Source organism: Rhodobacteraceae bacterium Araon29 (assembly GCA_039640505.1).
Taxonomy (GTDB): Bacteria; Pseudomonadota; Alphaproteobacteria; order Rhodobacterales; family Rhodobacteraceae; genus CABZJG01.
The window spans coordinates 1224053-1236634 of sequence record CP046865.1; the positions used below are offsets into that span (position 1 = coordinate 1224053).

A 12582-nucleotide genomic window follows, 5' to 3' on the forward strand; every position below is an offset into this window, starting at 1 on the left:
GAGTTCTGAGGTTTTCACAGGGTAAATCGCACCACCGCGAAACTGCCGCAATACCGACGTGATGCCGATGGTCGAAATGAACGATGTATCAGGCGGCAGGAGCAACTGGGTCACAGAGCGTTACAATATCGGTCATAATCGTGTTTAGGTCGAAATCTTTGGGTGTATACACCTTGGCCACGCCAATTTTTCGCAGGGCCTTGGCATCAGTGTCGGGAATGATGCCGCCTATAATAACCGGGATATCCCCAAGCCCAGCTGCGCCCAGTTTATCTATAAGATCCTCCATAAGCGGCAGATGGCTGCCCGATAGGATCGACAGGCCAATCACATGGGGGCGCTCTTCTATGGCTGAGGCAACAATTTGCTCTGGGGTCAGGCGTATCCCTTCATAGGCGATGTCCATCCCGCAGTCCCGTGCCCGAAATGCAATCTGTTCAGCGCCGTTGGAATGGCCGTCAAGCCCCGGTTTTCCCACAAGAAATTTCAGACGCCGACCAAGTCGATCACTGATTTTGTCAACTGCTTCGCGCAGCTCTTCCAAGCCTTCGGTCTTGTTGGATACCGCGCGCGACACTCCGGTTGGGCCACGATAATCGCCAAAAACCATGCGCATTTGCGCCGCCCATTCGCCGGTTGTGGCGCCTGCTTTGGCCGCCGCAATCGAGGCGGGCATCACATTCTCGCCAGCCTGTGCGGCTGCGCGTAATTGCTTCAGCGCGGCCTCAACCGCGCCCTGATCGCGCGCGGCGCGCCATTCATTTAGCTGGTCAATCTGCTGTTTCTCCACCGCCGGATCCACCACCATTATGCCTCCATCGCCCGAGGTCAAAGGCGATGGCTCGCCCGTGGTGAATTTATTGACCCCAACCACAGTGGTCTGATTTTTCTCAATTTTATTCAACCGTTCGGCATTGCTGTCGACCAGTCGCGCCTTCATATACTCAATCGCGCTGATGGTTCCGCCCATGCCGTCAAGGGTTGCCAGTTCATGCAGCGCATCGGTCTTCAGTTTTTCGACTTTCGCCGCGACCACAGGATTGCCATCGAACAGGTCCTCATACTCCAAAAGATCGGTTTCATAGGCCATGATTTGCTGCATCCGCATGGACCATTGTTGATCCCAAGGGCGCGGCAGGCCCAGCGCTTCGTTCCAGGCGGGCAGTTGAACCGCGCGCGCGCGGGCATTTTTCGACAGCGTAACCGCCAGCATTTCAATTAAAATGCGGTAGACATTATTTTCCGGTTGCTGTTCGGTCAGCCCCAGTGAATTGACCTGAACCCCATAGCGGAACCGTCTGAATTTGGGATCAGAAACGCCGTAGCGGGTTGCACAGATTTCATCCCAAAGCTCTACAAATGCGCGCATTTTGCACATCTCGGTGACAAACCTTATGCCTGCGTTTACGAAAAATGAAATGCGGCCCACCATGCGTGGAAAGTCTTCTTTTGGTACTTTTGGACGAAGTTCATCTAGCACTGCGGTTGCCGTGGCCAGAGCAAAGGCCAGTTCCTGTTCCGGGGTCGCGCCGGCTTCCTGCAAATGATAGGAACAGACATTCATCGGGTTCCACTTAGGCACATGGGTAAAGCAATATTGCGCCACATCGGAAATCAACTTTAGGGAGGGCTTCGGTGGGCATATGTAAGTGCCTCTTGAAAGGTATTCTTTAATAATGTCATTCTGCACAGTACCTTGCAGGTTTTTCACCTCTGCGCCTTGTTCTTCGGCCACTGCAATATAAAGCGCAAGAAGCCATGGCGCTGTGGCATTAATCGTCATCGACGTGTTCATTTTTTCCAGCGGTATCTGGTCGAACAGGCTGCGCATATCCCCCAAGTGACAAATTGGAACACCAACTTTTCCGACCTCGCCTTGGGCTAATATATGATCGCTGTCATATCCCGTTTGCGTTGGTAGATCAAAGGCAACGGATAGGCCGGTCTGACCTTTTTGCAAGTTTGATCTGTAAAGCGCATTAGAAGCCTCGGCCGTGGAATGACCTGAATAGGTTCGAATTAACCAAGGGCGGGTTTTTAGGGTGTTAGACATTGGAGCCTCAGGATTCTTTTCGGTAATATTATTAGCTAAATAAATACATATGAGAAACAATATGGCGATGTCAATTCGCCGCGATGCAGCAAAATCAAGTTTCCCTTTGGTTTAGAGGCTTCGAATAAATCTTTTCTATTTGGATAAAAGCCCTAAACCTATGATGGCTCGTGAAGAATTGGCGTATGTTACCTGATCCCAATGCAATATTTGCCTTAAATTTGAATTTATTTGAATTTAACACGACATAAAATTGCCAAAAAACATCTAAAATAGTTGCAAAGTTGCGTTTCCGATTATAGCTACTGATTATACCGCCGATTCTGCGGCGCAGAAATTTCAACTTGGGAGGATCAATTGGCCTTGGATCGTGAAACCAACATTGCAGTATATGAGGCACCTGAAAAAGACCTTTACGAAGTGGGTGAAATGCCCCCCCTAGGTCATGTTCCAGCTAAAATGTATGCTTGGGCCATTCGCCGCGAGCGGCATGGCGAACCTGACACGGCATTTCAGGTTGAAGTGGTAGATATTCCGCAGGTTGGGGCTCAGGATGTTTTGGTTTTGGTTATGGCTGCCGGGGTCAATTATAATGGTGTCTGGGCCGGTTTGGGCGTTCCCATCAGTCCATTTGATGTTCACAAAGCAGACTACCACATCGCTGGCTCGGATGCGGCTGGTATTGTGTGGGCTGTGGGTGAAAAGGTCACGCGTTGGAAGGTGGGCGACGAGGTTGTGATCCATTGCAATCAAGATGATGGGGACGACGAAGAATGTAATGGTGGCGATCCGATGTTTTCCGCAAGTCAGCGCATTTGGGGATATGAGACACCGGATGGATCATTTGCACAGTTCACCTCGGTTCAATCGCAACAGCTAATGCCACGCCCAAAGCATCTTACTTGGGAAGAAAGCGCGTGTTATACGCTGACGCTTGCTACCGCGTATAGGATGTTATTTGGCCACCATCCGCACGAATTAAAGCCAGGTCAGAATGTACTTGTCTGGGGGGCTTCTGGCGGTTTGGGCTCCTATGCTATTCAGCTGATAAACACTGCTGGTGCAAATGCAATTGGTGTGATTTCAGATGAAGACAAACGCGAGTTTGTACTTGGACTTGGCGCCGCTGGGGTCATTAATCGCCGAGACTTTGACTGTTGGGGGCAATTGCCGACGGTCAATAGCCCTGAATATAAGACTTGGTTTGGCGAGGTGCGGAAGTTTGGCAAAGCGATCTGGGATTTCACTGGTAAGGGCGTCAATGTCGATATGGTGTTTGAACACCCGGGCGAAAGTACATTTCCGGTGTCAACATTTGTGTGTAAAAAAGGCGGCATGGTTGTGATCTGTGCGGGCACAACAGGTTACAACCTAACCATGGATGCCCGCTATGTTTGGATGAACCAGAAAAGAATTCAAGGTAGTCATTTTGCGCATTTAAAGCAGGCAGCAGCGGCAAACAAGTTGATGGTAGAGCGGCGTTTGGACCCCTGTATGTCCGAAGTTTTTGGTTGGGAAGAAATTCCTAAAGCCCATGTAAAAATGCGCCGAAATGAACACAAGCCGGGCAATATGGCGGTACTGGTTCAGGCGCCGCGCACCGGGCTTCGCACGTTTGAAGATACGATCGCAAAATAACCGAAAATCTGGATTTTTCCCTCTCTTGCTCGCGAATCAGTTAATGCTGAACGCGAGCGCATTTTTTCGTGTTGTTATTTTTCAGGAGCTTGAAAATCATAATACTGCTATATCTGGGGAGTTGAAAAATGCGAATTTCAGAAAAACTGACAAACATGGTAAGGTTGAGTTAATTAATTGTTAATCATTTTTAACGAGAATCTAATGACACATGAATGGATAATTGACGTTTTGCTAGACTTGCGCACCTTCGCAGCCAAAAACGATATGACTGCTTTGGCAGCGCAGCTTGATGATGCCAAGATGATGGCAATAATTGAGATTGCGTCAAAGACCGAAAGGCCGGCCGTTGACACAGCTTATAAAAATATCAGCTTACGAGCAGGCCCTCACGCGTTTGGAGCAAGCAAAAGAGCGAGCTGATTTACAATCTGTTATTGAAGAGTTCTGCCACATTTTTGAAGTTGAGCATGCGGTGTATCATTGGGTTAATTCCAAGGGCGCGCATATGGGGGTTGGTACCTATCCACAATCTTGGATCAACCGATACCTGCAAAAGGGATATTTAAAAATTGATCCGGTGATTGTGGGCGGCTTTCAAAGCTATCATCCAATGGATTGGAAGAAATTGGACTGGTCCAGCAAACACGCGCGGGTGTTTCAAGCAGATGCAATTGCAAACGGTGTAGGCAATCAGGGTTTGTCAATTCCCCTTAGGGGGCCGCGCGGACAATATGCCTTGTTCACTGTTAGTCACAATTGCGCAGATGATGTTTGGGCAAAATTCATCGAAAGCCGGCGCCGTGACTTAATTTTAATTTCGCATTATTTCAATAATAAGGCGCTTGAACTTGAACCTGAAAAATTAGCGGATGTTGCTTCAGCATTATCGCCGCGGGAAATCGAAACACTCACGCTCTTGGCTATGGGCTATAATCGGGCCATGGTTGCCCAGACTTTATCAATCTCTGAGCATACGGTGCGAGTTTATGTCGAAAGCGCCCGTTTCAAATTAGGCTCGATGAATACAACCCATGCGGTTGCCAGCGCGCTTAGTCGCGGTTTGATTGTCATCTGATCCCATTCTTCCCAACATTTTTAGACTGTTAACGGACCGCTCGTTAGCTTCCCTAAGCCTTAATGCTTGTTTGCATAGGTTTATGCCTTCCATCAACGGTGAGGGCATAGCCAATGTTGACCTATCTTTGGGCAAAACAATTAGCCAAGCGACCATTATTGCGCGATAGTATGTTTCGAGATCGTGCAGACCAATTCAAAACCCGGTTAAACTGGCAGGTAGACGTGGATCAAAACGGGTTTGAGAGGGATGAATACGATGCTCTTAATCCGCTTTATGTGATTTGGGAATCCCCGCAAGGCCTACATCAAGGGTCGCTTCGGTTGTTGCCAACCACAGGCCGCAACATGATAAAGGACCATTTTTCGCATCTTTTGGATGAGCAAATGAAGGAAAGTCCCAAACTATGGGAGTGCAGCCGCTTTTGCCTTGCACGCCATGCGCCAAGGCAAGTTGCATCTAATTTAATGTTGGCAGCAGGCGAGGCAATGGTCGGCTTTGGGGTGATAGAGTGCATTGCCATCTTTGATCAGCGAATGATGCGGATTTACCGATTGCTTGGTGCACAGCCGCGCCTGATCGGATCTTCTGGCACCGGCAAAGATTTTGTGGGTGTTGGAATTTGGAAGTTCACATCCCAAAACCGAGAAACGGTATCCCAGAAAGCAGGCGTGTCGGCCAAAGCTTCTGCGAAGTGGTTTGATCATGCCTTTGGCAGTACATGCCGGCAAGCCGAACTGGGTTGATTAAGCGCATTAAAGCTATGGAGCTTGACCTCAAACGGGTGTAGCCTAGTGCCTATGACCTCTGTTGGTTTTCAACTCTCTTCCGATCAGGCAGAAGCTTATGACACCGTTAGCCAATTGCTTCAGGCTGCGGGGATTAATTTAAACAATGCTCAGCTCATGCCGCCGGCCTCGGATAAATCTGCGGTCATGGCTTTAATTGGTAAAGCTGGGTCTGGCAAAACCTTATTGCTTTCGCAGCTTTACGAGGCTTTGGCAGACATCGGTATAGAATTGATCACAGGTGATTATGAAAGCCGGAAGCGGCGCGATAAGCGCACGCTTGCAATTCTTGCCCCGACCAATAAAGCAGCAAGTGTTTTGCGTATGCGCGGCGTGCCGGCAACAACTATTCACCGGATACTCTATACCCCCCTCTATGATCCAGAATATGAGAAAATTGCTGAATGGCTTTCTGGCAACGCGGAAAAACCAACCATCGAGGGGTTAACCCAAGATGCGCTTGATCGAGCCTATGACTTTTTTCAGACGCATAAATCGATTGCCGGCGCTTTGGCTGCTGCTGGCCTTAGGGGGTCGGATTTTATCATTGGGTGGAAACGCAGGGAAGAGCCGCTTGATCTTGCCTTTGTCGATGAAGCCTCAATGCTTGATGAACGCCAATTTGAAGATTTAAAAGATATCTTCTCAACTTTGATTATGTTTGGCGACCCTGCACAACTTGCCCCTGTGAATCAGTCTGGCGCAATGGTGTTTGACGCCTTAAAGCCTTCGCAGAAGATCGAGCTCAGCCGAATTCATAGGCAAGAGCAAGATAATCCAATTCTGGATTTAGCCCACGCTCTGGGCGACCCGAGTGTCGGGTTTGAGGATTTTGAAGCGCAGATACAAGATATTGCAAGCCGTGATGAGCGTGTGATCTGGGGCCAAAGAGTCGAAGTGGATTTAATGGCGCGCAGCCCGGTTTTGGTTTGGCGAAATGCCACGCGGATAAGGCTGATTAATGCTTTTCGCAGGGTTCATGATGCGCCAGAGGATGCCTTGCTGCCGGGAGAGCCTTTGATATGTGATGGTATTGAATTGCCGCTTAAGCATCGTAAAAAGCGCATTGACCTTGAGGCGCGCGGATTGGTGAAAGGGGCACAAGTTGTCTATTTGGGCGCCGGGCGTCGACCGGGGTTTTCAAAATTGCATGTGCTAGGAGCAGAAGATCCACAGGTGTCGGCCGCCTCAATTATTAAAATAGAAATTCCCGACGAAGATGAACCTTTTATTCCCTTTGCTGCAAATATGGGGGCAGCATTCCTACATGGATCGGCTGTCACCATTCACAAAGCACAAGGCAGCCAATGGGACACGGTTCAGGTGTTTGCTCCAGACATCTATGCCGCTGCCCGAATGGGCCGATCGGAAGCGGGGCAACCATTGTGGAAAAGGCTTGCCTATGTAGCTATTACAAGGGCGCAAAATCGGCTTGTCTGGGTGGTCCGTAACCGGCTTTCAAAACCGACAAACCCGCTTAGCACCGGTGATCTACGTGCGCTTGAGACTGCCCCAATGGCGTTGCAAATTGAGTAATGCACAGTGTGCGACGCAGCGTTGTTTGCAGCGCGTACGATCACGGGTTGCAAAGGTGGTCCTTTCTTTTCCATATTGCGGGTAAAAAACCGACGGGAGGAATAAATGTTCGGAAACATGATGCACCGGCCTTTGTCGATCATCGAGATTTTACGATTTTCGGTAGAAGCGCACCCTAAGGCTGAGATTGTTTCGGTTAGAACCGAGGGTGATGTCCATCGATATACCTATCCCGAGTGCTATAGCCGGGTGGGGAAACTGGCGCATGCTCTAGCCAAGCTGGGCATCAAAACCGGTGATCGTGTGGCCACCTTGGCATGGAATGGATATCGCCACTTTGAGCTCTACTACGCGATCGCTGGGATTGGCGGGGTTTGTCACACCCTTAATCCACGGCTCAGCGCGGAGCAGATGATCTATATTACCAATCACGCCGAAGACCGGGTGATGTTTGTCGACACAACCTTTGTGCCTGTGGTTGAAGCTTTGGCTGACAAGTTTCCCAAGGATATGCAGTTTGTGGTGATGACCGACAGGGCGCATATGCCAAAAAGCGCATTAAACTTGCTCTGCTATGAAGACTTAATCCAAGATGAGCCGCAAGCTTATGACTGGCCGGAATTTCCTGAGGAAACCGCCGCAGGCTTGTGTTACACATCTGGCACCACCGGCAATCCCAAGGGTGCGCTTTATTCGCATCGCTCAACAGTTCTGCATGCCTTTACCGCTGCTATATCAATCTCAGATGGGCTAAATGAAGGCGCACGCGTTTTGCCTGTTGTGCCTTTGTTTCACGTCAACGCATGGGGGCTGCCTTATGCTGCCCCTTTAACCGGCGCATCGCTTATCTTCCCGGGCGGCGCGTTAGACGGTGCATCGCTTTTTGATCTTATGGACCGAGAAAAGGTAACCTCGGCTTGGGGCGTGCCCACAGTTTGGTTGGGGCTACAGGGCGAAATTGCATCCCGAGGACGAAATCCAGAAGGCTTTGCAAGCATTATTGTGGGCGGCTCTGCCGCGCCGCGGTCACTGATTGCGGCTTTTGAGAAATCTGGCGTTACAGTTTGTCATGCTTGGGGAATGACGGAAATGAGCCCGGTGGGCACCCATGGTATTTTATCATCGCATCACAAAGAGACGCTGAATGAAGAAGAGTTGCTGGATCTAAAAGCCCTACAAGGGCGGCGCGTTTTTGGCGTTGACCTCAAAATTGTCGACGAAGATGGCAACCGCCTGCCACATGATGGTGAAGAGGCGGGTGAGTTGTTTGTGCGTGGTAATACGATCATAAGCAGCTATTTCAATGACGCTGAAGCCAGCAAAGCAGCTATGGATGCCGATGGCTGGTTTGGAACCGGTGATGTCGCTTCGATCAATGACGAAGGATTTTTGATCATTCAAGACCGCGCCAAAGACCTGATTAAGTCTGGCGGTGAATGGATTAGCTCAATTGATCTAGAAAATGTTGTTATGGCCCACCCTGAGGTTGCCAATTGCGCTGTCATTGCGGTGGCCCATCCCAAATGGGATGAACGGCCACTGTTGATTATTGTTCCGGCAGGAGAGGCGCGGGTCGCAAAAGACGATATCGATGCTTTACTGCTTGATCATGTGGCAAAATGGCAATTGCCTGATGCCATTGAATTTGTCGACGCACTGCCGCTAACGGCAACAGGCAAGGTGTCAAAACTTACCCTGCGCAAGCAATTTGCCGACTATAAACTACCAGATATGAAATAGGAAAATGGAAATGGACTTAGGTGTATCGCCAAAAGTAACCCCTCTGATCGAGGCAGTACGTGATATGGTGGAAACTGATATTGCGCCTCTTGATGCTGAATATCATGCCGAAGTTGGCCGCCATCCCAGTGGTGAACGCTTTGCCCTGACCGACCGTCAGGTTGAAATTATGGAGGGGCTTAAAGCCAAGGCGCGGGCAAGAAATCTGTGGAATTTTTGGCTGACCGACAGTGAGCGCGGCTATGGGCTAAGCACGGTTGAATACGCCTATCTGGCAGAAGAAATGGGCAAAGTGAGCATTGCTGCCGAAGTTTTCAACTGTTCTGCACCAGACACCGGAAATATGGAAGTGCTTGAGCGCTATGGAACACAAGAGCATAAAGATCGCTGGTTGGGGGATCTGCTGGAAGGAAAAATTCGCTCAGCCTATGTGATGACAGAGCCAGGATTAGCATCCTCTGATGCTGCACAACTGGCTTTTGAAGCCAAGCGCGACGGGGATGAATTTGTCTTAAATGGTGAAAAGTGGTGGATATCAGGCGCAGGTGATCCTCGCTGTGGGCTTTATATCCTAATGGCGTGCACCGATCCCGATGCCGCCAAGCACAGCCGCCACACAATGTTCGCAATGGACGCGAAAATGCCGGGAATTGAAATATTGAGGCCTATGGAGGTCTTTGGAAATGATGATGCACCGCACGGGCACATGCATCTTCGGTTCACCAATGTTCGCATTCCGGCAAGCGCTGTTATTTTAGGTGAGGGCCGCGGTTTCGAAGTTGCACAGGGCCGACTTGGTCCTGGCCGTATCCATCATTGTATGCGCGCCATCGGTCAGGCAGAAAAAGCGCTTGAAATGATGTGCCGCCGTGGTCTGTCACGAGAAGCCTTTGGAAAACGCCTAACAGAATTGGGCGCCAATTATGACATTATTGCAAATGCGCGGATGGAAATTGAAATGGCGCGTTTGCTATGCCTGAAAGCTGCCTACATGATGGATACAGCAGGTGTTCGGGCAGCGCAGCCGTGGATTTCACAGATTAAAGTAGTGGCCCCGCTAATGGCCGGGAAAGTTGTTGACGAGGCCATGCAAATGCATGGTGCGGGCGGTATCAGTCAGGACTTTAATCTGGCCCATATGTGGACCCATATTCGCACGTTGCGGTTTGCCGATGGTCCCGATGCGGTGCATCGACGTCAGGTGGCGCGGGCTGAGTTGAAAAAATATACGAACTCTGAAACCTAACGCCTCGAGGGGGGCAGGGGTTACAAGATAAATATTAGTTTGCGTTGGTATCAAACCAAATTGTCACGGGCCCGTCATTTACAAGGCTAACTTGCATATCCGCACCAAACTCGCCAGTTTCGACTTGGACGCCCAGCGCGGCTAATGCTTTGGCAAAATATTCATAAAGCTTGCGGCCTTCCTCAGGTGGGGCAGCCGAAGAAAACCCGGGGCGGTTGCCGCGCGATGTATCTGCCGCAAGTGTGAATTGGCTGACAACCAAAGCAGCGCCGCCAATGTCGATCAAAGACCGGTTCATTTTGCCGGCGTCATCGGTAAAGATCCGCAGCTTGCTGATTTTAGCGGCCAGTTGATCAGCGTCTTTCGGGCTGTCTGCTTCCATGGCACAAATCAGTATGAGTAGGCCTTGATCGATTTTACCGATTGTATGTCCGCTGACCTCTACGGATGATTGGCGAACGCGTTGCAGCAAGGCACGCATGATTTATTCCTTCTTGTTTTTAAACCTTGTAATCGATTACGTTCAAAAGATGCAATTTTTTCCCGCAGTACCATCTATTCGCACCCTAACGGCGTTTCGTTTCCTTCATCTGTTTGACGAGCTTATTTCGCGCGCAATCTGTTGAAAAATCGGGCGCGCTTCAGCAAGGCTTAGCCCAGGGGAAAGACGTGGATCATAAAGCATTTTGAGCAAAATTTCATCGTGATCTGTCAAAAATGCAAATTCATCATCATCATTGAATATTGAGGGACGTGCACGAAGGCTATCATTGCTTAGACCGAGGCCCTGGGAAATTTCTTCGTGAATACAAGCAAGCTTTAGGATGTCTGGATGTTCTGCCCGAATTACTGCGAGCGCATGAGAATAAACATCTTCTGTCTCCGGGTCCGAAAATGCCAGAACCAAGCAATGAATGTTTCGCGGCATTTGGGTAATAATGCGCTTTGCCGCAGATCCTATAGGAGCCCCTTGGGCTTTCAAAGTGTCTAGCATAAAAGGGTGCTCATCTTCGCGGGAAATCAAAACATCGAAATTACTGTTTTGTGAAACCATCCGCATGGGGTGGTTAGTCACTTGGGCAAGTTTGGAAACAAAATCAGAAATATTTTTTTCATCCTCTGCCCGGGTAAGTTCAGAAATTGAAGGGCCAAAATGTACTTTGACCCTGATCGGAGAAACCCATTTTGATAATTTAGCGTTTTCGCCTTTGGATTTTTCAAAAGTGCTGCCGCGTTGATACTCATCATAAAAAACCACAGTTTCGAAATTTTCCAAAAGATCTCTCATGTCAAAAGGTACATCCTTTGCACGCTGATCCGTTCGCAAAAGTCCGCGTGAGCGCAGTGTTACTTCTAATTGTCGATAGTACTTTTCCAGTGCTTTAGACGCCTGTGGAGTTCCCATTTCGTACTCTGGTGGCGGCCAAGACAGCGGTGATGGACGCTCGGCGCACCCTGAAAGCAGGATCAGCGCTGCTATTTTTAAGCAAAGAAAACGTAAAGACACTAGCATCGAATTCCGCCGGTTTGAGCCTCACGTGGGATTCGACGTATTTGATGATGTTCAGTCTTGTAAATCAACTGCATAGCAAAGTTCCTTGCCCTGATCCCAACACTATCACCTCACAAAAGTGAAAGAAAAGCAGCAGCCAAAGGGATCATAGCCTTATGACTTTGTGTTATGCTGTCGCTCCATTGCCAGTTTGCGGCTATAGCCGGATTGAATAATTTCAACCCCGACCAAAACCAATACACTGAAGTAGAATGTTGTTTTTGACATGGGTATAACTTCATAGCCAAAAAACTTAAGCGCTAAAGATGGATCATGCATCGCATGCGCTGCTGCTTGGCCGCTTTCACCCAACAGAACAATGCCAACAATAAGCAAAATGAAAAGGCCAAGAACCTCATACATGCGGTTTCGTTCAAGAAATTTTGTCACCCCATCTGCTAAGACCAGCATGGCAATGCCGGACATAATAATTGCGGCCGCTAAAATTGGGAACACATCTGTAATGGCCAAAGCTGATAAGACTGAATCAAAAGAGAAAATAAGATTCATCAAGACAATCATTAGCACCACCTGAACCGCAGATTTGCTACCTTTGCCGTTCACGTCCTTATCAAGATGCTCAATGCTCAGCATGTGTGAGATTTCTTTAACCGCCGTGTAAATGATAAAAACACCGCCAAGAATAAAGACGCAGGTGGCAAAATTAACGCCGCCTTCAATCACGCCTACCCAGTTAAAAACATAAAACGGGCTCGCCATTGCATCAATCAAACGGATCATTGCGAACAGGAGAACGACACGCAATACCACGGCAAGAATAATGCCCCAAAATCGAACAGCTTTCTGATGAGCAGCTGGCGCCCGCTGGCTTTCGATCGAGATATAAAGCAGGTTATCAAATCCTAAAACCGCTTGCAGGAAACAAAGCATAAGCAAGCTGCCAAGATTTTCCAAAGTTAATAAGTCTGCCATAGTGATTTTCCTTAAATC

Annotated in this window: 10 protein-coding genes; 6 read left to right on the top strand and 4 right to left on the bottom strand. The window is 49.0% G+C overall.

Annotated features, from left to right (window positions below):
- Positions 1 to 88: 88 nt before the first annotated feature.
- Positions 89 to 2053, bottom strand: a complete 1965-nt coding sequence (locus GN278_05705) for a protein meaA (protein XAT60359.1) — start codon at positions 2051 to 2053, stop codon at positions 89 to 91.
- Between the two features lie 357 nt (positions 2054 to 2410).
- On the opposite strand from GN278_05705, the gene ccrA reads away from it, so the two are divergent.
- The 6 genes from ccrA to GN278_05735 all read left to right on the top strand — a co-directional run bounded on the left by ccrA (position 2411) and on the right by GN278_05735 (position 10079).
- A complete protein-coding gene (gene ccrA / locus GN278_05710) occupies positions 2411 to 3691 on the top strand; it encodes a crotonyl-CoA carboxylase/reductase (GenBank protein ID XAT60360.1) in 1281 nt (426 codons plus the stop codon).
- Positions 3692 to 4052: 361 nt separating this feature from the next.
- Positions 4053 to 4769, top strand: a complete 717-nt coding sequence (locus GN278_05715; protein ID XAT62559.1) for a LuxR family transcriptional regulator — start codon at positions 4053 to 4055, stop codon at positions 4767 to 4769.
- 113 nt (positions 4770 to 4882) lie between these two features.
- A complete protein-coding gene (locus GN278_05720; protein XAT60361.1) occupies positions 4883 to 5515 on the top strand; it encodes an autoinducer synthase in 633 nt (210 codons plus the stop codon).
- 54 nt (positions 5516 to 5569) lie between these two features.
- Positions 5570 to 7093 (top strand): AAA family ATPase, encoded by a 1524-nt coding sequence (locus tag GN278_05725; protein XAT60362.1) that lies wholly within the window; start codon positions 5570 to 5572, stop codon positions 7091 to 7093.
- A 105-nt stretch (positions 7094 to 7198) separates the two neighbouring features.
- The gene (locus tag GN278_05730) at positions 7199 to 8833 is read left to right on the top strand and encodes a long-chain-fatty-acid--CoA ligase (protein XAT60363.1); all 1635 of its coding nucleotides are present in this window, start codon (positions 7199 to 7201) and stop codon (positions 8831 to 8833) included.
- Between the two features lie 10 nt (positions 8834 to 8843).
- The gene (locus tag GN278_05735; protein ID XAT60364.1) at positions 8844 to 10079 is read left to right on the top strand and encodes an acyl-CoA dehydrogenase; all 1236 of its coding nucleotides are present in this window, start codon (positions 8844 to 8846) and stop codon (positions 10077 to 10079) included.
- Positions 10080 to 10113: 34 nt separating this feature from the next.
- Here GN278_05735 and GN278_05740 read toward each other — a convergent pair whose 3' ends face one another.
- The 3 genes from GN278_05740 to GN278_05750 all read right to left on the bottom strand — a co-directional run bounded on the left by GN278_05740 (position 10114) and on the right by GN278_05750 (position 12564).
- A complete protein-coding gene (locus tag GN278_05740; protein ID XAT60365.1) occupies positions 10114 to 10560 on the bottom strand; it encodes a D-tyrosyl-tRNA(Tyr) deacylase in 447 nt (148 codons plus the stop codon).
- A 105-nt stretch (positions 10561 to 10665) separates the two neighbouring features.
- Positions 10666 to 11592, bottom strand: coding sequence for a DUF2927 domain-containing protein (locus tag GN278_05745; protein ID XAT60366.1), 927 nt, complete (start codon positions 11590 to 11592; stop codon positions 10666 to 10668).
- Positions 11593 to 11745: 153 nt separating this feature from the next.
- On the bottom strand, positions 11746 to 12564 hold the full coding sequence (locus GN278_05750; GenBank protein XAT60367.1) for a tellurium resistance protein TerC: 819 nt from the start codon (positions 12562 to 12564) through the stop codon (positions 11746 to 11748).
- Between the last annotated feature and the right edge of the window lie 18 nt (positions 12565 to 12582).